The sequence below is a fragment of the Clostridium sp. genome (assembly GCF_036646415.1).
Classification (GTDB): Bacteria; Bacillota; Clostridia; order Clostridiales; family Clostridiaceae; genus Clostridium_J.
The window spans coordinates 103,702-127,147 of the sequence record NZ_JAVXMF010000003.1; the positions used below are offsets into that span (position 1 = coordinate 103,702).

At 29.7% G+C, this 23,446-nt stretch carries 20 protein-coding genes and 1 other annotated feature; of the genes, 7 read left to right on the plus strand and 13 right to left on the minus strand.

Annotated features, from left to right (window positions below; all coding sequences use genetic code 11):
* Positions 1–124: 124 nt before the first annotated feature.
* Complete coding sequence (locus RSD37_RS03135; protein WP_346945235.1) at positions 125–2,767, minus strand: valine--tRNA ligase; 2,643 nt, start codon at positions 2,765–2,767, stop codon at positions 125–127.
* A 202-nt stretch (positions 2,768–2,969) separates the two neighbouring features.
* Positions 2,970–3,188, minus strand: a binding site (T-box leader).
* Between the two features lie 294 nt (positions 3,189–3,482).
* Between RSD37_RS03135 and RSD37_RS03140 the strand changes: the two genes are divergently transcribed.
* On the plus strand, positions 3,483–3,839 hold the full coding sequence (locus RSD37_RS03140; RefSeq protein WP_346945236.1) for a CDC27 family protein: 357 nt from the start codon (positions 3,483–3,485) through the stop codon (positions 3,837–3,839).
* 244 nt (positions 3,840–4,083) lie between these two features.
* On the opposite strand, the gene RSD37_RS03145 is transcribed toward RSD37_RS03140, so the two are convergent.
* The 3 genes from RSD37_RS03145 to RSD37_RS03155 form a co-directional block, all read right to left on the minus strand.
* On the minus strand, positions 4,084–5,283 hold the full coding sequence (locus RSD37_RS03145) for a transglutaminase domain-containing protein (protein WP_346945237.1): 1,200 nt from the start codon (positions 5,281–5,283) through the stop codon (positions 4,084–4,086).
* A 145-nt stretch (positions 5,284–5,428) separates the two neighbouring features.
* Positions 5,429–6,412: a recombination regulator RecX gene (gene recX, locus RSD37_RS03150; protein ID WP_346945238.1), complete on the minus strand. Its 984-nt coding sequence runs from the start codon at positions 6,410–6,412 to the stop codon at positions 5,429–5,431.
* A gap of 111 nt (positions 6,413–6,523) precedes the next feature.
* A complete protein-coding gene (locus RSD37_RS03155; RefSeq protein WP_346945239.1) occupies positions 6,524–7,777 on the minus strand; it encodes a pitrilysin family protein in 1,254 nt (417 codons plus the stop codon).
* A gap of 323 nt (positions 7,778–8,100) precedes the next feature.
* Between RSD37_RS03155 and RSD37_RS03160 the strand changes: the two genes are divergently transcribed.
* Positions 8,101–9,672, plus strand: coding sequence for a DEAD/DEAH box helicase (locus tag RSD37_RS03160; protein WP_346945240.1), 1,572 nt, complete (start codon positions 8,101–8,103; stop codon positions 9,670–9,672).
* Positions 9,673–10,006: 334 nt separating this feature from the next.
* Here the strand turns inward: RSD37_RS03160 and RSD37_RS03165 are convergent, their stop codons facing one another.
* The 4 genes from RSD37_RS03165 to nudC all read right to left on the minus strand — a co-directional run bounded on the left by RSD37_RS03165 (position 10,007) and on the right by nudC (position 13,667).
* Positions 10,007–10,585 (minus strand): SipW-dependent-type signal peptide-containing protein, encoded by a 579-nt coding sequence (locus tag RSD37_RS03165; protein WP_346945241.1) that lies wholly within the window; start codon positions 10,583–10,585, stop codon positions 10,007–10,009.
* A 163-nt stretch (positions 10,586–10,748) separates the two neighbouring features.
* Positions 10,749–11,321 (minus strand): signal peptidase I, encoded by a 573-nt coding sequence (locus RSD37_RS03170; protein WP_346945242.1) that lies wholly within the window; start codon positions 11,319–11,321, stop codon positions 10,749–10,751.
* A gap of 409 nt (positions 11,322–11,730) precedes the next feature.
* Entirely contained in the window at positions 11,731–12,486 is a 756-nt protein-coding gene (locus RSD37_RS03175) for a 4Fe-4S dicluster domain-containing protein (protein ID WP_346945243.1), read from the minus strand.
* A 344-nt stretch (positions 12,487–12,830) separates the two neighbouring features.
* Positions 12,831–13,667 carry an NAD(+) diphosphatase gene (nudC, locus tag RSD37_RS03180; RefSeq protein WP_346945244.1) on the minus strand — a complete coding sequence of 279 codons (837 nt, stop codon included), beginning with the start codon at positions 13,665–13,667 and terminating at the stop codon, positions 12,831–12,833.
* A 195-nt stretch (positions 13,668–13,862) separates the two neighbouring features.
* On the opposite strand from nudC, the gene RSD37_RS03185 reads away from it, so the two are divergent.
* Positions 13,863–14,024: a DUF3006 domain-containing protein gene (locus tag RSD37_RS03185; protein WP_346945245.1), complete on the plus strand. Its 162-nt coding sequence runs from the start codon at positions 13,863–13,865 to the stop codon at positions 14,022–14,024.
* Between the two features lie 350 nt (positions 14,025–14,374).
* On the opposite strand, the gene trxA is transcribed toward RSD37_RS03185, so the two are convergent.
* The 3 genes from trxA to RSD37_RS03200 all read right to left on the minus strand — a co-directional run bounded on the left by trxA (position 14,375) and on the right by RSD37_RS03200 (position 16,990).
* On the minus strand, positions 14,375–14,686 hold the full coding sequence (gene trxA / locus RSD37_RS03190; protein ID WP_346945246.1) for a thioredoxin: 312 nt from the start codon (positions 14,684–14,686) through the stop codon (positions 14,375–14,377).
* A 106-nt stretch (positions 14,687–14,792) separates the two neighbouring features.
* Positions 14,793–15,530: an amino acid ABC transporter ATP-binding protein gene (locus RSD37_RS03195; RefSeq protein WP_346945247.1), complete on the minus strand. Its 738-nt coding sequence runs from the start codon at positions 15,528–15,530 to the stop codon at positions 14,793–14,795.
* Positions 15,531–15,544: 14 nt separating this feature from the next.
* A complete protein-coding gene (locus RSD37_RS03200) occupies positions 15,545–16,990 on the minus strand; it encodes an ABC transporter permease subunit (protein WP_346945248.1) in 1,446 nt (481 codons plus the stop codon).
* Positions 16,991–17,378: 388 nt separating this feature from the next.
* Here RSD37_RS03200 and RSD37_RS03205 point away from each other — a divergent pair, with 388 nt between their 5' ends.
* Positions 17,379–17,603 carry a hypothetical protein gene (locus RSD37_RS03205; RefSeq protein ID WP_346945249.1) on the plus strand — a complete coding sequence of 75 codons (225 nt, stop codon included), beginning with the start codon at positions 17,379–17,381 and terminating at the stop codon, positions 17,601–17,603.
* 122 nt (positions 17,604–17,725) lie between these two features.
* Here the strand turns inward: RSD37_RS03205 and RSD37_RS03210 are convergent, their stop codons facing one another.
* Entirely contained in the window at positions 17,726–18,394 is a 669-nt protein-coding gene (locus RSD37_RS03210) for a hypothetical protein (protein WP_346945250.1), read from the minus strand.
* An 83-nt stretch (positions 18,395–18,477) separates the two neighbouring features.
* Positions 18,478–19,053, minus strand: coding sequence for a TetR family transcriptional regulator (locus tag RSD37_RS03215; protein ID WP_346945251.1), 576 nt, complete (start codon positions 19,051–19,053; stop codon positions 18,478–18,480).
* A 231-nt stretch (positions 19,054–19,284) separates the two neighbouring features.
* Between RSD37_RS03215 and RSD37_RS03220 the strand changes: the two genes are divergently transcribed.
* The 3 genes from RSD37_RS03220 (at position 19,285) to RSD37_RS03230 (ending at position 23,261) form a co-directional block, all read left to right on the plus strand.
* Complete coding sequence (locus RSD37_RS03220) at positions 19,285–20,313, plus strand: aldo/keto reductase (protein WP_346945252.1); 1,029 nt, start codon at positions 19,285–19,287, stop codon at positions 20,311–20,313.
* Positions 20,314–20,483: 170 nt separating this feature from the next.
* Positions 20,484–21,305, plus strand: coding sequence for a flavin reductase family protein (locus tag RSD37_RS03225; RefSeq protein WP_346945253.1), 822 nt, complete (start codon positions 20,484–20,486; stop codon positions 21,303–21,305).
* A gap of 51 nt (positions 21,306–21,356) precedes the next feature.
* Positions 21,357–23,261 (plus strand): NAD(+) synthase, encoded by a 1,905-nt coding sequence (locus RSD37_RS03230; RefSeq protein ID WP_346945254.1) that lies wholly within the window; start codon positions 21,357–21,359, stop codon positions 23,259–23,261.
* The last annotated feature ends 185 nt before the right edge of the window (positions 23,262–23,446 follow it).

Consider the following 23,446-nt stretch of genomic DNA (forward strand, 5'->3'; position numbering starts at 1 on the left):
TTTTTCCAATCTTATTTTACCTCATAACAGGATTATACTCAATAAGGATATTCTTCAAAAAATTAAGATAAGTAGTGTAAATGATCACACTACTTATCCTATTAATGATTAATATCTCTATAAGTTATTGTAACTTTGCTATACTTTCTAAAACTGAGTTATACATTTCTTTATATTTCTCACCTTTAGCTTTTTCTTCTTCTACAACTTCTGCTGGAGCTTTAGAAACAAATCTTTCATTAGCTAATTTCTTTTCAACTCTATCTATCTCTGCAGCCCACTTAGCTTTTTCTTTGTTTAATCTTTCAATTTCTTTTTCTGCATCTACAAGTTCTAAAAGTGGCATATAAATTTCTGCACCCTTAGAAACTACAGATACTATATTTTCTGGTGCTTCTTCCTTAGCGTTTAGTATTATAACCTCACTTGCAGAAGCTAGTTTTTCAAAATAAACCTTTCCTTCTTTGAATGCATCTGCAGCTTCAGTAGCATAAATATATGTCTTAGCTTTTCTTGAAGGCGGTACATTCATTTCTGTTCTAGCATTTCTTGTATTTCTTATAGCATCTATAATATAGTTCATATACTCTTCAGATTTTCCATCTTCAAGGTCTGCTTCAAACTCTGGCCAGTTTGAAATAGTTATTGATTCACTCTCTTTAGTTAAGTGAGTATAAATCTCTTCTGTAATAAATGGCATTACAGGATGAAGTAATTTTAATCCTGTTACTAGAACCTTATTTAGAACATTTAAAGCTATTCCTTTAGTTTCTTCATTGTCACTGTATAGTGATGGTTTTGCAATTTCTATATACCAATCACAGAATTCCGTCCACATAAAGTCATGAACCTTTTGAAGAGCAATTCCTATTTCATATTTCTCTATATTATCTGTAACTTCTTTAACAATATTATTAAGTCTTGATAATATCCATCTATCAGCTACAGAATAATTCTTGCAGTCTTTATATTTCTCAATAAGAACTTCATCATTGTACATCATAACAAATCTTGATGCATTCCAAATCTTATTTGCAAAGTTTCTAGCTGCTTCAACCCTTGACTCATAGAATCTTATATCACTTCCAGGTGCATTTCCTGTAACAAGTGAGAATCTTAGAGCATCTGCCCCATAGCTTTCTATAACTTCTAATGGGTCTGTTCCGTTATCAAGAGATTTTGACATCTTTCTTCCCTGATCATCTCTAACCATTCCATGGAAAAATACTGTTTCAAATGGTATAGCATCCATGTTATATAAACCTGAGAATATCATTCTTGCAACCCAGAAGAATATTATGTCTCCCCCAGTAACTAATGTACTTGTTGGATAGAAATATTTCAAGTCTTCTGTGTTACCAGGCCAACCTAAAGTTGAGAACGGCCATAAAGCAGAACTAAACCAAGTATCTAATACATCCTTCTCTTGTTCTAAGCTTGTAGAATTACACTTATTACAATGAGTTGGTGCCTCCGTCTGTACTATAATTTCTCCACAATCTTTACAGTACCAAACTGGGATTCTATGTCCCCACCATAATTGTCTTGAAATACACCAATCTTGTATATTTTCCATCCAGTTGTAGTAGATCTTTTCAAATCTTTCTGGAATAAATTTGATTTCTTTTTCTTTTACAGCCTTAATTGCAGGTTCTGCAAGAGTATCCATTTTTACATACCACTGCTTAGAAAGCATTGGCTCAACAGTACATCCACATCTATCATGAGTTCCAACATTATGGCTATGATCTTTAACCTTTACTAGGTATCCTTGCTCTTCTAAGTCTTTAATCATAAGCTTTCTAGCTTCATATCTATCAAGACCTGAATATTTTCCATATCCCTTAGTTATAGTTCCATTCTCTTCAAGTACAACTATTTGCTCAAGATTATGTCTCTTACCTACTTGATAGTCATTTGGATCATGGGCTGGAGTTATCTTAACACACCCAGTTCCAAATTCCATATCAACATAATCATCTGCAACAACTATAATTTCTCTATCTACTAGTGGTAATTTTAATTTTTTTCCTACTAAGTGAGCATATCTTTCATCCTTAGGATTAACTGCAACAGCCGTATCTCCAAGCAATGTTTCTGGTCTTGTAGTTGCAATTTCAACAATCTCATCACTACCTACTACTGGATAGTTAATGTGCCAGAAATGTCCACCTTGCTCTTCATATTCTATTTCAGCATCTGAAATAGCTGTCATACATTTTGGACACCAATTTGTAATTCTATTTCCTTGATAAATAAGATTATCTTTATATAATTTAACAAAAACCTCTCTAACAGCCTTACTTAAGTTTTCATCCATAGTGAAAGCTTCTCTAGTAAAATCTGCAGAGCAACCCATTTTTTTAAGTTGAGTTTTTATTTTCTCTCTATATTCATCTGTCCATTCCCAAACATTTTCTAGAAATGCTTCTCTTCCCATTTCCTTCTTCTTAAGTCCCTTTGCAAGTAAAGCTTTTTCTACTCTTACCTCTGTGGCAATACTTGCGTGATCTTCTCCTGGTAGCCATAGAGCGCTATATCCTTGCATTCTCTTTGTTCTTATAAGAATATCTTGTAGAGTATTATCTAGTGCATGACCAAGGTGTAATTGTCCTGTTATATTTGGTGGTGGCATAATTACTGTATAAGGCTTTTTATTCTTATCCACTTCTGGTGTGAAAAATCCACTTTCCTCCCACCATTTATAAAGCCTATCTTCAAATTCTTTCGGGTCATAATTCTTTGCTATATTGTTGTTTTCATCCATTACTATTCCCTGCCCTTCTATTAATTTGTAATTGCTTAATTATTATAGTTTTAATCATGATTTTTTAATGAAAGTTAAAGTTAACTTTTACTTAGGTCACATATAAAATTAGTGCTTCATCTCTTGGATTTCTCAATCTTAGTACACAAAAATTATTTTTTAAAATAAAAATTTATTTAAAATAAAAAAAGCGCTACCATCCCCAAAGGACGACAGCGCGCGTTACCACCTTTATTTCTCAAAATCACTTTTAAGACTCTCTTAATTTTAACGATGAGGAACCACCGTCTTTAGCTACTATAACTTCACTAAAGCAACTCCGAAGCTACCTTCAAAATACTTCCTATAGAAAACCTCTCAGCCTATGAGTTTTCCTCTCTTAATATTTCCTATTTCTACTCCTCTTCATCACAGCCAATTTATATATATATTACTCTTTTAATATATTATATACAATATATTAATTTTGTCAATATTAACTGTATAATAATTTATAATCTTTAAATATAACTTTTATTATAATCCATAATTATAATATTGTAATTTAATTGAAATTATTTAAATATTTTCATTAGGTTCCGGTATATTTTAGAATAAAGTGGAAATTACTTAAATGTGATAACTAATTAAAAACTCCTTCTCATACTAATTTAAAGGAGTAAATTCTACTATCTAAATCATAAATTTACAATGTCACTTATAGGAGGTTTTTTCCTTGAACTATTTTACCTATGCTAATGATTTATATAAACTTAAAGACTATGAAACTGCCATTGACATGTATAAAAAATCCTTAGAGCTAAAGGAATATGAAGCGCCTTCATTTTATAACTCTGCTGTGTGTTTTATAAAGTTGAAAAAATATAAAAATGCCATACCATTACTTTATAAAGCTCTTGAATTAAAGAATGAAAGCAAGTACTATTTTAATCTTGCCTACTGCTATGTAATGCTAAATGAAAATGGTAAAGCTCTAAATTATTTTAATACTGCTTGGTCCATTGATAATAGTGATGATGAGTGTGAAAAAGCCATAAACCTTATACTTGCTAAATGTAAGAAAACAAGCTAATTTGCTTGTTTTTTTATTTAGGCATCTGAAAATAAATAATAAGTCAAAGATGCGAAGGATATTTTGAGTTAGACAAGGAAGCAGGTTCCGCAGATAGTAGAACTATCTAAGGGTTCTGCTGACGACGTATCACTCAAAATAGCCTAGGAGATTGACTTATTTATTTTTTGAAGATGCATTTACCTATAAAATTATTTTATATCATAATTATATTAATAAAAGGTCTAATCTATCTCTAATCCTTCTATTTCCATTCCCCAGCAATTTTTCTACCCCTATGATCACTATTAAAACCTACACTATCAAAAAAGTTACCTGCATTATAGAAAGTTGGGTCTACATTTATCCACTCATCCTTTTCAGATATATACACCTCATTCCATGAATGGCTAATCCAACTCATTCCATTAAAGCCCTCTCCAACTATTAATCTAACCGGAATATCATTAGCTCTGCACATAGCCACATAAAGACATGCGTAATCAAAACACACTCCACTCCCGGTATTGAATGTATTAATTGCACCTGAGGTTATTCCTGTTGGTATTTTGTTTAACATAACTTCTTCAGCTTTGTTATCATCATAGGTTATTGTACTTCCTATCCATTTATAAATAGCCTTTGCTTTATCATAGTCACTAGAGTATCCATTTGTTATACTTATTGCTGCATTATCAATAACTTCATTTGATCTAACACCATCTTCTATGGTTACTCCATTATAAAATATAAGACCTTGAAGATATCCATTTACAGTATCTACGGAATTATTTACTGAGTTGCTTTCTTCATCTACAACTCTAAATGAGTTTTCTAATATATTAGGAAATTTTTTTGCAACTTCTGATTCTGTAACGTGCTTTATAATGTTTATATTTACATAATTATATATATTTGAAGTATTTAATTTATTATTTAGCTTACTGTCATTTAGGAATAGAGCCCCATAGCTAAGTAGTGCGGTTACTATTATTACATAGCATATAGCTTTAGGTATTTGAAATACCCCTCCTAGTAACGCCTTAATTCCTCTTCCTGTATCTCTAATACTTCTATCAATTCCCTCTGAAACAGGAACTAAAACAAATCTACTTATCAAATTTATAACAAGTTTAAACAACTGATAAATTAGTAAAAATACAATTAATAGTATAACCCCTATAAATAATTCAGATGTTGTAATAAGTAAGGCAAAAGAAGGTGAAATTTTAGATTCTATATATTCAATAGCACCATATTTATCTAAAGTTACTACATCTCTTACCACTGCAGTGGTCAACATAATTGAACATACTATAGCTATGGATGATAAAATACCCCTTAGCGTTATTACAAGACTTTTACTCTTAAGTTTAAATAAAAATCCCATAAGTATAGGATAAATAAATGCTATCACTAATATTAATGATACTATATTTATACTGTTTTCTTCTAAAAAATTCACCCTCACACCTCCTTATTTCTGTATTAATATTTATAATAAAGTTTTAATTTAATATTTTTTAAGTACATTTTAAACAGATATTAATTATACATTTCTTCTGTCCAAGCCTTTAAAATACATTATTTATTCAAATAGCCTTTTCTCTTTAATAATCATATTCTTCTCCATAAATAATTGTACTAAGAACTGATTTGATGTCTCTATAAGAGTATCCTTTTCTAAGTAGAAAATCCTGCAGCTTTCTCTTTATTTTAATCGCATCTCCCTCTGATTTAGATAATCGTTCATATCTCTTTTCTGCGATTTTAAAGAGCTCTTCTCTATTAACTTCATTATCCTCTTCAACAACTTCATAACTATCACCACTATGATTATTTCTATTGTTTAATATACTATTTTTTTTCTTTTCAGAAGTAATTTTACTTCCATAATAAACTTCATCGTTACACTCTACGCCATTCTTATTATAGCCATCTTCACCTTCAGAATTCTCTTTAACTATATTAAGTTCTATTTTATCAATAACTGATTTTACTATATCAAAATTATATCCCTTAGAAATTAAGAATGTATTAAGCTTCATTTTAATTTTTCTTTCATCAGTTTCATTCTTACATAATAAAACTGCCTTCTTTTCTGCAATCTTTGCGGCTACATTTTCTTCTGTGTCTCCATGAACACTTTCTAAGGTTCTTAAAATAATTTCCTCTGATATTCCTCTTTTAATAAGTTTATATTTTATATTTCCTTTTCCTTGTGTTCTTATATTTTGCGTTACAAATGCCTTTGCATAATACTCATCATCTATAAATTTATAGTCCTTCAAAAACACTATAACTCTATCTATAGTTTTCTCATCATATTCTTTTTTCTCTAAATGCTCTCTTACTTGAAATTCGGTTTTAAGAGAGCTTTCCATATGCTTCAAAGCTTTAGCTTTAGCAGTTAGGTAATTATCTTCATCTATTACCCCTTGTAGCTCATCAGCATTTATTTCTCTGCCCTTAGCTAAATTATGATAATAAATTAATTCACTGCTGCACCCAAAGGAAAATTCTCCATCAATAAATACATTAACCCTATTTTCTTTTTTCTTTTGAGTTTCTATCTTTGTAATTATTTTACTCATTAATCTTCATTCCCATCATAATCCCATAAGCTGATACCTTTTATCTATATAAATGACTTTTCAGCTTTATTTAATTAAGGTAATCTCACTATATAAAATTAAACTTTTTTACTATTCTTCATCTTTGTCAGATAATAGTACATGAACTGTAGGTTTATTTAATACTTTCTTAGCAACTTCATATAAATCTTGTGCTACTATTTCATTTAATTGTTCCATATCTTCTGAAAATTGATATAGATTTTCTTTTTCCATAGCTTGATGAACCACATAGTTACCATGGTCTGAAGAATCTTCTAGTGTTGAAGCGATAGCAGTTTTAAATACTTTCTTCATAATATTTATAGTATTGCCATCAAATACAATTATTTCCTTTTTAATTTTTTCTATACAATCATCAATTGTTTTTATAGTGGCATCTACATCTTCTGGAGACACTGCAGCATAAATATATAAAGATTTTAGATTATGAGTTAAATCTAATGTTGTATAGACATCATAAGCCAGACCTTTTTCTTCTCTCAGTTCTCTAAATAATATGGAGTTTGAACTCTCTCCAAACTTATGATTTAGTATTCTTAAAGCTAGTTCTTCCTTCTTATCTAAATCCTTAAAAGTATATAAATATAATACTGTACTTTGTTCCATATTTTCTCTGTGAGTTACCTTAAATTTTTCTTTATTCTGCTCAAAATTTAAAATTGGTTTATCTACCTCTTTTTTCTTCCAACTATCGAAGAATTTTTTCACTAGTTCTATTACATAGCTATGGTCGTATGAAGACACAATTGATATAACTGTGTTATTTGGAACATAGTGATTTTTATAGTATCTTGTTAACTGTTCCTTACTGAGGGTTTTTACAATAGACTCTTTACCAATAACATCAATTTTTAATGGACTATTTGTAAATGCCATGTCATTTATCTTTTGAAATGATAAATCTTCTATATCATCTTTGCCACTTCTAACCTCTGCAAGAATCACACCTCGTTCCTTTTCAATATGCTCCTCAATAAATGTTGGATATTGAATTAAGTCACTAATTAACTCTATACAATTTACTAACTCTTCATTTAATGTAGTTGTATTAAAAACTGTTGATGTATAATCTGTATAAGCATTATATTCTCCACCTAAGCTTTCTAAATCACTGTTTAAGGTCTCATTATCTCTATTTAAAGTACCCTTAAAAAGCATGTGTTCTATAAAATGTGAGATTCCTCTCTCTCTCTTATTTTCACAAACCGCTCCAACTTTAACTCCTAAGTTAAGTGATGCAATTTGAGTTTCTTTCTTTATAGTAATTAATTGTAGACCATTATCTAAAAATGTTTCTACAGTATCAAATAAATTTTTTTTCATATATTCTCCTTATAAAATTAAATTAATAAATATAAATATAATGATATAAATATATTCATATCTGTACATAATATAATATATATATTTTTATATCTGTGCATAATATAATATATTTATGTTTATATTTATGTCTGTACATACTATAATATATTATTTTCCCTAAATGTAATAGAGTTTTATATTACCACTTACATAATTTATTTTATATATACTTACAATAATCTACATAAAATTCATTTTTACATTTGCTATTATATATATACTATGTTACTATTAGATGTATTTAAAGAAGAAAAAGAAAGAGAAAGAGAAGAGGAATATGAATGGTAAAAACTAAATTTGATGAACTTGGACTTAAGGATTCAATATTAAAATCTATAACTGATTTAAACTTTGAAAATCCTAGTGATATACAAGAAAAAAGCATTCCGGTAAGTTTACAGGGTTACGATATAATAGGTCAAGCGCAAACAGGAACAGGTAAAACTCTTGCCTTTGGAGCACCTATTCTTAGTAATATGGGTCCTAAAGGTGGAGCTATCCAAACACTTATTTTAGCTCCAACAAGAGAATTAGCTATCCAAGTTAGTGAAGAACTAGCAAAACTTTGCAAGTATGAGAAATATAAGATTCTTCCAATATATGGTGGTCAATCTTTCGATAGACAACTTAGTGCACTTAAAAGAGGAGTAGACATCGTAGTTGGAACTCCTGGTAGAATATTAGATCACATAAACAGAAGAACTTTAAAGCTTCAAGATGTAAAGTTCTTAGTTTTAGATGAAGCTGATGAAATGTTAAACATGGGATTCATTGAAGATATTGAAAGTATCCTTTCTAACTTAAGTGAAGAAAGACAAACACTTTTATTCTCTGCAACTATGCCAAGACAAATCAAAATGCTTTCTAAAAACTATATGAAACCAGATACTCAACACATAGCAATAGCTAAAAAATCTATGACTGTTTCTAAAATAGAACAATCATATTTCTTAGTTAACTCATCTAACAAATTTGATTCTCTTTGCAGAGTTTTAGACGTAGATAATCCAACTACAACAATTTTATTCTGCAAAACTAAAAAAGGCGTAGATGAATTAGTTGATGCCCTACATAGCAAAGGCTACAGTGTTGAAGGTATGCATGGAGACATGAAACAAAGTCAAAGAATGAGTACCTTAGCTAAATTTAAAAATGGTCAATTACACTTCCTTATAGCAACAGATGTTGCTGCTCGTGGAATTGACGTTGAAAATGTTACTCACGTTATAAACTATGATCTACCACAAGACATCGAGTCTTATGTTCATAGAATCGGAAGAACTGGTAGAGCAAATAAAGAAGGTATAGCTTACAATTTTGCTTCAAGAAAAGAAGTGTCTTTCATAAGACAAATCGAAAATCATACTAAGAGCAAAATTTCTAAGAAAGAGATTCCTACTTTAGCTGATATATTCTCTGCTAAATCAGGAAGTTTACTTGAAAACATATCAAATGTTTTACAAGAAGATTCTTACAGTAATTTCTTACCAATGGCTAAAGAACTTATAAACGAATATGGTTCAGAAGATGTTGCAGCTTCACTTCTTAAACTTATGTTTGATAGAGAATTAAACTGTAACTACTCAGAAGATAGTTCTTCTGATGTTGAAGAAACTACTAGATTATTCTTATCTATAGGTAAGCTTGATAAAGCAAAAACTAAAGATGTTATAGAATTCTTAGACCACACAGCTGGAGTTAAAGGTAAAGAAATTGGAAGAATTGATATTCTAGATAAATTTGCCTTCGTAGATGTACCTACAAACCTTGTAGATGTAATCTTAAACAACTCTAAAGGTCAAATGTTTGGAAAAAGAAAAGTTAATATCGAAATTTCAAACAAAAGAAGATAAATAGCAATATAAATCTTTGATTTATGAATTGTAATTTACTCATTTTAATATATTAGAATGAGTTTCAATAAAAAATGCAGTATGAATTGTTCATACTGCATTTTTGTTTGCCTAATTTAAATCATCTATATTTTCACAATGTAAATACTGGAATTTAGTGGTAGAATATAACAAGATATATTTTATTCCTGTACGTATAAGTGATAAATGGCATTATATAGATGACAATGGTAATAAAATGAAGTAACTATTATTAACTAAGAATTTTCTATACTAATAGTAAAAAAAACATTACAACACAATTATGTGGTGTAATGTTTTCTTTTATTATATTTTACTGTTCTATTACTTGATGTGCTCCAACTTTTACAAATTCTTGAGCATCAGTACTGATAAGTTTTTCCATCCAATCATTACCTGCATCTGTAGGAACAGTAACTTTAACTGTCATTCTAATAAAATCTCTAACTTCCATTCCATTTTCATATACTCTATTCTCAACATTTGGATCTATTTGTGCATGACCATGTTGAGATGTAAAATTTACCATCTCCAGTTTCAATCCATCAATTAATTCAGGATTAAATTGAACTGTTGTATCTGCTTTTAGTGTTCCATAATTCGCAACTACTATGTCTCTTTCAAAAGTATCTCCTGGTTTAACATTTTCAAAGCTTAATGTTTTTCCACCATCTTTAGCATTTGATTCTGTAACTTTTGATGTAGCCTTCCAACTATCTAACCCAGCATCTGTAGCCCAATATGCCTCTACATCTAGTTTACCCATTGTAATGTTTACTTTATCTGATAATGAATCACTATCAGTTAAATAAGCATAAGTACCATATCCGCCTACCCCAGTTGTAATAGCTGCTGCCATTAATAATGACACGATTTTCATGTTAGTTTTCATAATAAAATTCCTCCCATATAATATAATTATTTATTATATAATGGTGTGGATTCACTATTAGCTCCATATTCACCAAGTGACCATATACAGTGAATACTTCTCAGCGACCTTTTATAACGACATTGTAAAAATATAAATATTATTTTCATGCATCAAATAGAATTTATTCTATACTTTTTTTATTCGCTCTAATAAGTTTTACTTCTTTAAATATTTCTTTTGAAATATAGTACATAATTATTATCCAAGCCAAGGCTAAGAATTGAATGTTTTGCATTTTGCTTATTAAAACTCCACCCTTAGGTATTTTGAAACTATACTTAGATATTACTTGATTAGAACTAACTTTTTTCTCATCAATGGCAGTATTTGCGTCCCCCTTGGTAGCGAAAGTGTTTCCATTTCCAGTTACTTCAACAATTCTATGGGTTACCAACATATTGCTATCTTTAAATGTAATAATATCTCCAATCTTAAGTTTAGATGTATCTTTTACTTTAGCTCCAATTATTAAGTCCTTTGGATAAAATTCTGGATTCATACTTTCTGTTAATACATTCAAATATGTATGTCCAAGTATACTTGGTATATATTCCTTATCTACTCTTATCTTTAAACTTTGAAGTACAATAGTAAATAATAATATAATTACTATATAAATAATTGTTTTCTTAGCATACTTAAATATTTTTTTTAAACTCTCTCTATCATGAAGCTTCCTTATTTCTTTCCTCATTCTATCTCCTCTTCCTCTCCCCCTAAAATAGCACCAATAAAAAAACTCCAATAAACTATACAAATATGCATACTTTAACTGGAGTGGGTTCACTACTAACTCTAATTATTCAAAGTGACCAAATTAAGAATAACCCTCATCGTTTCCATCTATTTTATTTTATGTATTTATTTTACATCTTTATATTAATATTGTAAACAACTTTTTTACATTTTATACCAGTATTTTTTTATGATTTACTGTTTTTATATTTGTTTCAAATTAACTCTTAAATTTAACATTTTTTTATCATGTATTAATCTAAAAATATAATATAAAACAAGAAGAGTTACCTTAACACAAAAGTTTCAAGGTAACTCTTCTCGCTTATCTAATAATATTTAATATATCTAACTTATAAATATATTTCTTATTTTATAATCTCACCATTACTTGTAATAGTAACCTCAGTATAAGGTACAATTACCTCTGAAGTAAGCATCGCTCTTTTAACTGCTGAAACTATTCCAGAACAACAAGGAACTTCCATTCTAACTACAGTTATGCTTTTTATATTATTATTTTTTAATATCTCAGCTAGCTTATTCTCGTAGTGCTTAACATCATCAAGTTTTGGACAGCCTATTACAGTTATCTTATCTTGCATAAAGTCTTTATGGAAATTTCCATAAGCATAAGCTGTACAATCTGCGGCTACTAATAAATTAGCATTATTTAAGTAAGGTGCAGATGTGTTTATTAAATTAAGCTGTACTGGCCATTGTCTTAATTCTGATGAGTTATTCTCTATAGAATCTACTTTCTTAGGTGCAACTTCTAGTGTGGCTATAGTTTTTCTTTCAATAGTTTTTGCCATAGTTCCAGGACATCCACAAGGCATTTTCTTATCATCTTCAGGCTTAACTTCCTTTGTCTTCTCCTCACCCAACTCTAAAATCCTTGCCTTTACTGCATCATCATCATACTCATCTGCTTCTCTTTCAATCATCTCAATAGCTCCTGTTGGACAATTAGGAAGACAATCTCCTAGTCCATCACAATATATATCACTTATAAGTTTAGCCTTACCATTCACAAGATCTATAGCTTTCTCGTGACAAGCTGTAACACATAATCCACACCCATTACATTTATCATCATGTATTTTAATTATTTTTCTTTTCATAAATAATTCCTCCTAATTTTTCATTATTTAAAATCTACTATTTCATTTATAAAGTATCCTATAATACTATAATTTATAATTTTAGTTCTTAATGTAGTTTAATATTAAGGTAACCTACAGATTTAAATTTAGTTTCTAAAACTCTGAACCTTAACTATGAGTTAATTATATCTTTATTCATATAATTTGTATGTAACTTATGTTACGATAAGCAATTTAAATTTTGGCTATTTTTTAGTACTATTAAATTTGGCATCAAAATTATACTAGTATAATTTTTATATAGCTAAAGCCCTGAACTCTTAGCAATGTTCAAGGCTTTAATTATATAAAGTAACTACTACCTAATTTATTTCAATAAACTTATCTATAATACTTCTTGCAATAGATGCTCTCCCTGGTAATGTAGGTAAGTTATCTTTTGTAAACCAATTTGCCTTAGCTATCTCACTTCCATCAACCTTTATTTCGCCACTTTCGTATTCTGCAAAAAATCCCACCATTAATGAATTGGGGAAAGACCAAGGTTGACTTCCAAAGTATCTTATATTCTTTACTCTTATTCCAACCTCTTCAAAGACTTCTCTCTTTACACACTCCTCTAGGCTCTCCCCGGGATCAACAAAGCCTGCTATAACGCTATACATTCCACCTTTAAACCCTCTATTATGAGCTAATAGTAATTTATCTTCCTTTGTTATTCCAACAATTATAGCTGGACAAAGTATAGGATAAATTATATTACTACAGCTATTACAAACTTTAGCTCTTTCAGTCTCACTATTGTGAGTTGGAGCTCCACATTTTCCACAGAACTTAGTTTTCTTGTCCCAATTTAAGATATTATTAACTCTACCAGCTAGGGTAAACATTTCCTCATCTAGTAATACTCCTGATTCACGTAAAGCTACTAGCTTTAGTTCCTTAACTAAGTTAATTTCTTTGGAAATTTCAACTCCAAAACATGCTATCCCTCTAAGTTCTCCTATACAATGAGCCTTGTCCATATCTAATTCTAACTCTTTAACATGACTCCAAGTAGGAATCCTTAGTATATTTCCTTCTTCTCTCACTACTAAATTTCCATCAACCATTAAAAACCATAGTTCATCCTCTACTCGCTCCTTTGAACCGTGAACTAATGGTACAAAATCAATGTATGCTTCATTATTATCTATCATGTAATTTCACCCTTTCATCCCCATGTGTTTTTGTTTTTTCCACAATCTATATTAATTTATTTTTTAGGTTTCATCTTTATATTTCTAATAAATTATATCAGATTATACTCTTTAAAGAAAATATTAATCTTGGAATATAGCTTATTTAAATATATAATATTTATATTAATCTAATTATACAAGGAAGTGTTTTGTATGCTAACAGTAAATTATGTAGTAGTCTCATTCAATGGAGATTATGCTGTTTTGAAAGATGATAATAACAATGAAAATAATGTTGCATTAGCTTTACTACCAATAGAAATTAAAGAAGGAACACATATACTATTTGAAAACTTTGAGTACACAATTATATAACTAAAAGGGGCCATCTCAAAATCGAACTATGTTTTAAACCTATGTTGAAATTCTACTTAGGCATCTTCAAAAAATAAATAAGTCAATCTCCTAGGATATTTGACTTATTATTTATTTTCAGATGCCTTATAATACTTAAGTTAAATTTCACCATTTTAATAAAGCATAGTTCAATTATTTTAAGATAGCCCCTTGAATAAATATAGATAGTATCCTGTCCATGAATATTTAACTATCATATAAAGTTATAACTGCATATTATAAAGATTCACATAAACACACTCTCATTAACGAATATTGCTCTGCTTATCCTTAGAATAATTATTTAATGTTACATTATACTTATTCTATTATATATGAACCTCTATTCTTGATTTAATACTATCTTTAGGTGAAAACCCTACCATTGTATCTACAACTTCACCATTTTTAAAGATTTTTATAGTTGGAACTGAAGCAACCTTAAATTCTTCTGCTATATCTGCACATTGATCTACATCAGCTTTTAAAAATTTAACTTTGCCTTCCATTTCTACTCCCAATTCTTCAAAGATAGGGGCTAACATTTTACATGGTCCACACCAAGTTGCAAAAAAATCTACAACTATAACACCGCTTGCTATTTCATTTTTAAAATCATTTGAATTAACTACTTTTGCCATTTTAATTCCTCCTAATAAGTTTATAAGTTATAATTTTGCCTAAACATAAACTCAATATATAGTTTAACTTTAATGTAGTTTATTTATTCTGACTTATACCTTGTTTTTATAAGCCCCTTACATTGGCTAAGAATTTTTTTGTTCTTTCATTTTTAGGACTAAGAAATATTTCCTCTGGACTTCCTGTTTCTATAACTACTCCATCATCCATAAATATAATCCTATCTGCAACATCCTTAGCGAATCCCATTTCATGAGTAACTATTATCATGGTTCTATGCTCTTTAGCTAAATCTCTAATTACATTTAGTACTTCTCCAACTAATTCTGGATCTAAAGCTGATGTAGGTTCATCAAATAATATAACCTCTGGATTTATTGCCATTGCTCTAGCAATAGCAACTCTTTGTTTTTGTCCTCCAGATAAATTTTTAGGATAAACGGTTTTCTTATCATACATATTTACCTTTTTAAGCATTTCCATGGCAATGTTTGTTGCTTCCTTTTTTTCAAACCTTTTAACTAATATTAAAGCTTCCATTACATTTTCGATAACAGTCTTATTGTTAAACAAGTTATAATTTTGGAAAACCATAGCTGATTGTTTTCTTAAATTATTTACTTCATTGCTGTTAATGTGTTTTGCATTTATCTTTGCATCACATATTGTTATTTCTCCTTCTGTAGGAGTTTCTAAATAGTTTAAACATCTTAAAAATGTAGACTTACCAGATCCAGATGGACCTATTATTACTACAACCTCACCCTTTTTAACCTCTAAATCTATACCTTTTAAAACCTCTAGGCTTTCATAGGTTTTTTTTAAATTTTTAATACTTATCATTAATTATTCTCTCCTTAATAGGCTGAAATCTTTCTTTCTAATATTCTTTGAAAATAGTTAAAGATTCCTATTAGTATCCAATACACTATAGCAACCACTACATAACTTTCAAAAAATCTATAACTTGCAGCAGCACTCATTTGAGCCCTTGCTAAAATCTCTGTAACTCCTAGTGTAAAGGCTAAAGATGAACCCTTAACATTGTCTACAAATATATTTCCTAAAGAAGGTATGGCTATTCTAAAGGCTTGTGGTAATACAACTCTTCTCATACCTTGTGATTTGGTCATTCCCATAGATAAACAAGCTTCCATTTGACCTTTATCTATGGCATTGATAGCTGCTCTTAATATTTCTGCTATGTAAGCAGATGCATTAAGTCCGAGTCCTATGTATGCTGCTGTAAAAGCATTCATATTCTGCAATGCTGGAATTATCTGTGGTAATCCAAAGTACAATAAAAATAATTGAACTAAAAGAGGTGTCCCTCTAAAGAAGGAAACATGTACTCCAACTAATTGCTTTAATACGGGAATCTTAAATACTCTTATAATGGCTATTGCTATCCCAACTACAAGACCTATTATCATTGATATTATAGTAAGATATATTGTAATTTTAAGCCCTTGCATTACTGATAATATTAATTTCATAAAATAACTACTAGAACCATCTGATGTAATATCTGTATTTAGCCATTTCTTAGATATTTTCTCTAAGGTTCCATCAATGTTCATATCGGAAAGAACTTTGTTTACTTCTTTTACCAACTCTTTATTTTCATCTGTCTTTTGAAATGGAAATGCATTTTGAATCTCTTCTATAGGTTCTCCTGCTAGCTCTAACTCCAATCCCTTTTCATTTATTGTAACCAAAGCGGAAATTTTATCTATCACTACCCCATCAATTCTACCTAACAGAAGGTCATTAAATGCTGCATCTGTACTTTGATAGGTAACAATATCTATGGTCTGATTTATATCTTTTTCCTTAACTATCTGTTCGTAGTTACTTCCAAGGTCTACACCTATAGTTTTTCCATCTAAATCTTCAACGGAATTAATACCTTTACTATTTCCCTTTTGTACTACAATTTGTGCTCCACTATAAACATAAGGATCAGCAAAATAATACTTTTCTTGTCTTTCTGGTGTTACAGTAATCTGATTTGAAATTGTGTTAGCTTTTCCTGAATCCAACATTCCAAATAATCCACTAAAGGAAGCTGTTTTAAACTCAATGTCATAGCCTAGCCTTTTCCCAATCTCTTTCCAAACATCCACATCAAATCCTTCTACTTTATCTCCACTTGAAAAAGTAAATGGATAATATGTACCTGACATTGCAACAATGAGCTTCTTATTTTCATTTGTTTCTTTGTTAGTGTTTTTAAATATTCCAATTCCACCAATTGTAATAAGTAAAATAAACACTATCACTATTGTTATTTTCTTCTTCAATTTACTATCTCCTCATTTGTTTTATAAATATTTTTTATAAATAATTTGTCTTATTATGTTTTATTTTGTCGTTATAGTATAACAACTTATAATCTTAATTACAACTAGTTACTTGTTAGTAATCTTAACTAATTAAGATAGTTTATATACTAATAATCTTATTTATAGTTCCCTTTAAAACATAGTTCTAATCATAAATTTTAAACCTCAATTACTCCACAGGATAATACCTATTATAAGTAATTGAGGCTTCTAATTCCTACAACTATATATTTCTCAGCTCTAAACCATTCTATATTTCAGATACATTTTACCATATACTAGAATTAAAATTCCCAATATTATATAATTATACTGGGTATTACTTGATAAGGAGGAATTTATTACAATGGAGTTAAATGGTGTTTTTTTTATTGCGGGCTTACTTAATATACTAATAATTGTGGGAGCAATAGCTGGTGTTATATGCATAGTTGTATCAATTTTAAGTATTAATAAAGGAGTTAAAGCTACTAACAAGAAATTAGACGAACTTATTAAATTACGTGAACAAGGTACTACTAACGAAAAACTAGACCAAGTTATTGAAATACTAAAGAAAGATATAAACTAGTAAAATTAAAATTGGCTGTCTCAAAACTTAAGTATGTTTTAAACTGATGTTAAAACATACTTTAATCATTTTGAGACAGCCTCACTTAAATAACCTTTAATTAAATTTTATATCCACACTTATTATGATTTTAAACTTGATTTCATTTCATTATATCCCATAAATACAACCCATACATAAGCCAATGTTTTAGGAATCATTAAAATACCTATAATTGGTAATGTATCTGCCCATAGTACTACTGGAATGTAAAATCCAAAGGATAAAATAATAGCTAAAGACATAAAACGGAATACACGATCATTATGCTTTTTACATTCTTTATAGAAAAGATATATTATTATAATCCCCATAATTGCAAAGGGAATGTTACGATAAATTCCCCAAGAAACAGGTGCATTATATGATAACCATTGATTTTGTGGGAATGCACATAATATAATCCTAACAATTGCTAATCCATAAATAGAAGCTGTTAAGCCTGTCCTGCCTTTAATGTCATAACGCTTTCTCCAAATGTAATATAGAATAACATAGAATACGGTCATAGTAACGGATGTAATTAACTTTCCAATACCCAAAGCCGCAGCATTTGCCTTCAACCCTGTTGTAAGTAGTCCATAGGCTCTTGGAACAAGATGAAAGGCATCCCCACATCCCAAAATCACTGCCATAAAACCAAATAAACGATACTGTTCGTTTTTTCCACTTTTCTTAATCATAATAATACCAACAGTTATAACTGTTACAAGATATATAATATCAAAAAGAGTTTCCATAATTCCTTGCATAATTCTCACCTCATAATTTATTTGAACACTGTTCATTTTCAGTGTGTATAAAATGCCATACAATGGTATGGCATAATCACCAGTTATATTTCACTTTGATATATCATCCGCTTCAAACCTTCCAAGAAAAAGCTAATATCCTCTTCTCCTCTTTTAAGCATAGCTAACATATTACTAAAAATAAATTCAGCTAATTTTTCCTTTGTAAATGTCTCTGTCCAAGTTTCATTACTTATGGTTTTTTCTGAATCCAGTAATACCACAATACTTTTACAAATTCTTTCAAAAAACTGATTTTCTTTTTTTCTTCCAAGAGATTTTTCACTTGCTTTTAGTAAAGAGAGTTGCTCTAACCAATTCTCTTGAAATTGATTTAGGTACATAAAAAGATTATCATATAATGCCTGTATCTTTTCAAAAATATCTTTACTCCCATGTAAACATTCATGGAAGTTAATAAATGCACCCCTCCAAAAATCTTCAACTACTGCTACAAGCAAATCGCTTTTGGTTGCAAAGGAATTGTAAACTGTCCCAATAGATATTTTACACTTACTAGCTACAGAACGAATATTGATTGCTGAAATACTTTCTTCTAATGCAATCTCTTTTGCTGCTTGAAGTATTACTTCTTTTGGAGTTTCCGAAAATTTATTCATTTAAAATAACCTCACATCTGAACACTGTTCATTTTAATTATATAACGTAAATTTTACTACGTCAAGATAATAAAACTAAAAACTTTAGGTAAGAATTATTATAATATAACTCTCACCTAAAGTTTCACTGTCTATACATTAATTGTAACATAGCATTTTCCAAATAAACAGTCTGTTTTTTTGAATATTTTTCCTATACACTTTAAATATATTATTTTAAGGGGGATTACTATGATAAGTGGATATGCTACATTAAATGACACCCAAAATTATTTTAACTCTAGAAGAGTTTCATTCAAAAACTGTGACTATTTTTCTGCCTCTAAAATTGCTATAGGCACTCACCTTGGGAATTTTTCTGATGAAGATTCAAACATGTATATAGACACTTTAACCTTTGGATTACAAAATGGTATTAACTTTATCGATACAGCTGTTAACTATCGTGGAATGCGTTCTGAAGTTGATATTGGTATAGTATTAAAGGATTTAATTTCTACTAGGAAACTTTTAAGTCGTGATGAAATTATTATATCCACCAAGGGAGGCCAAATTTTCGGTGATATTCTTAAAGGAATTTATCCAACAAAATATATAGATGACATCCTAATAAAAAATGGAGTTATAAAATATGAAGACCTGAACATTATAGATAATGCTAGATTTACAATGAATCCTAGATTTTATGAGTTTACTATAGAACAGAGCCGAAAAAATCTTGGTATTGAAACTATAGATATTCACTATATTCATAATCCTGAGGTTTCTAAACATGTACTTGGTGAAGAGGTTTTTTATACTCAGTTAAAAGAACTAATAGAATTCTACGAGGCACAAGTTAATCTTGGACATATTCGCTTCTATGGTATGGCTACTTGGAATGCCTTTATTTCGGATATAAATTCTCCTTGGTATATTTCTCTTGAAAAAGTAATGGGTATTGTTAATAGTGTATTTGGTGATAATCATCATTTTAAATTTATTCAACTTCCTTATAATACAATTAATACTAAGGCTAAAACTTTTAAAAATCAATATGCAAATGGGGAGTTATATTCTGCTATAGATGCTGCAAAGGAACTTGGACTTAATGTAACTATAAGTTCTCCTCTAAATCAAATGGAGGACTTAGATGATTTAAATCTCACCCCTAAGGACTTAATAGAATATGTAACTAGTACTGATGGTATTTTTTCAACTATGGTTGGAATGAAAAATATGAAACATCTTAAGAGTAATATAGATATTTATTTTTTTTGATAAATATACCCAGTTTGCTATATAATACATATGAAGTAAGAATACTTTAATTGTTATTAATTTTATTCTCAGTATATAAACAGTTGTTTTATGCTAATACTTTAGTGTTAAATACTATTTCAGTTTATTTAAAATAAAATTGTGTTAAAATTAGAAAGTGATGTGATATTATGTCTAAGACTACTTTTAAAGGTAGTATTATGCTAAACCCAGTTCCTTCAGTACTTATTACAAGTAGAAATTCTGAAGGCAAAGACAATATTTTTACTGTGGGTTGGATAGGTACCGCATGTACTAAACCACCTATGATTACCCTAGCAATTAGACCAGAAAGATTATCCTATGATTATATAAAAGAAGGAAACTCATTTGTTGTAAACCTAGCTTCTACTAATCTGGTTAAAGCTGTAGATTACTGTGGAGTACGAAGCGGAAGAAATACAAATAAGTTTAAAGATATGAATCTTACTTTAAGTGAAGCGAAGGAAATAAATTGTGGAATTGTTGATCAATGTCCTGTGGCTTTTGAGTGTGTGGTAAAATCCATAACTCCCCTTGGTACTCATGATTTATTTTTAGCAGAGGTAGTTAACTGTCATGTTGATGATAATCTTATAGATAGGAATGGTAAAATCCATTTTGAAAAAGCTGATTTACTTACCTATTCTCATGGAGAATATTTTGCTGTGAATCCAACTCCTCTTGGAAAGTTTGGGTTCTCTGTTGCAAAAAACTCTGGATCTTCAAATAAAGTTAACACTACTAATTCAACCAATGTTAAGTCTGACTCGGTGAAAACTTCTTCATCTACAGTGAAAAAGCATACTTATAAAAATCAGAAATCTAATGTAAAAGTTAATCATTATTCTGAGGATGGTATTAATAATAAATCTTCAAGGGACGAATCTTATGCTAGCCCAAAATTACATAATAAAAATAACAAGAGTAATAAGACGAAAAAAACAAAAACTAAAATGAAAACTCGTATATAACTAAAATATAACCAATAATATCAGATATAACATATGAAAGGTGGATGTTTAATGAACTTTATAAAAGTTGGTTCTGCTTGTCCTGTTACCAATGTGGCAGATGTAGACTTCAATTTAGATGAAATAAAAAAATGCCTTAATCAGGCTATTGATGAAGATGTTAAGGTTTTAGTTTTCCCAGAACTTTGCATAACTTCATATAGCTGTAGTGATTTATTTTTCCAAGAGCGATTACTCGAAAAATCTCAAATAGCAATTGAGAATCTTTGTGGCTACTCTGAGAATAGAGATATTTTATTCACTGTAGGTGCTCCCTTTGAATATGATGATGTATTATACAATGCAGCTTTTATGATATTTAATGGAAAGGTTCTTGGAATTGTTCCAAAAAGTTATCTTCCTAATGCTTCTGAATTTTATGAAAAGCGTTGGTTTAGTAGTGGTCTGAATATTGTCTCAAGAAGAATTGATCTATCCTTCCAAAAGAACATTCCTTTTGGAACAAACTTAACTTTTAGAAGCAGAGACATTAGTGTTGGAGTTGAAATTTGTGAAGACCTATGGGTTACAATTCCTCCAAGCAGTTTTCTATCTCTTTCTGGATGTAATATAATTTGCAACCTTTCTTCTTCTAATGAGCTAGTTAGTAAAGCTGACTATAGACGAGACCTTATAAAAAATCAAAGTGCTAGATGTATGGCTTCTTACATTTACTCCTCAAGTGGAGTTTTCGAGTCTAGTACTGATGTACTATTTAGTGGTCATCTTCTAATTAGTGAAAATGGGTCAATGTTAGCTGAGAATGAAAGATTTAATCGAGAAAGTGAAATTATAACTGCCATTGTTGATATCCATAAGCTAAAAGCTGAAAGATTAAAGAACATAAGCTTTAGAGATAACAAGGTGTTAATTCCATTTGAAATGGAAACTATAAACTTTACTTTTAACAGTACTAATATTGAAAACTTTAATAGATATGTAGATAAACATCCTTTTGTGCCTGGAAATCCTCTTGAAAGAGATAAGCGTTCAAAAGAAATCTTTAATATTCAAACTGCTGCTCTTGCAAAACGATTTACTCATACTGGGCTTAAAAAAGCAGTAATTGGAATTTCTGGTGGTCTAGATTCTACCCTAGCACTTCTTGTGGTAATAAAAACCTTTGATATGCTTAAAATTCCTAGAGAAAATATAGTGACTATCACAATGCCCGGTTTCGGAACTACCGATAGAACCTATAACAATGCTCTAGATCTTTGCAAGAATCTCGGTACAGATTTAAGAGAAATAAACATTGTGGATGCAGCTCTTCAACACTTTAAGGATATTGGTCACCCTGTAGAGCAACATGATGTAACCTATGAAAATGTTCAAGCAAGAGAAAGAACACAAATTCTTATGGATCTTGCAAATAAAGAAGGTGGACTTTTAATTGGAACTGGAGATTTATCAGAATTAGCCCTTGGATGGTGTACTTACAATGGTGATCATATGTCTATGTACTCCGTAAACTGCTCTATTCCAAAAACCTTAGTAAGATATCTAGTTGATTATGTGGCTGATCACGAAAGTAGCTCTGAAGTTAGCAAAATTCTTATTGATGTTCTTGATACACCTGTAAGTCCTGAACTTCTTCCTAAAGATAAGGATGGAAATATTGCTCAAAAGACTGAAGATATAGTTGGCCCTTATGAGCTACATGACTTCTTCCTATATCACTTTATGAAGCACGGTTCATCTAAGGAACGTATAGAATTTTTGGCTAATGTGGCCTTTAAAGATTTATACTCAGAAGAGGAAATTGGAAAATGGCTAAAGAAATTCATGACAAGATTCTTTACACAGCAATTCAAACGTTCCGCTTTACCTGATGGTCCTAAGGTTGGTTCTATCAGTTTATCACCTAGAGGAGATTTAAGAATGCCATCGGATGCAAGCTATAACAGCTTTATTTAAGTGAGAACCTAAATCTATGATTTAGTTGTTCGAACTTATTCATTCGAACAAAGTGAGAAGGAGTTTCAGTTTCTAAAAATGTAAAATTTGGACTTTCACTTAAAATTACCACTGGAACTAAATTTAACTTTAGCTCCAGTGGCTTATTTAAAAGAAAGCGCCTTCTCATATACATTCCAATGAGT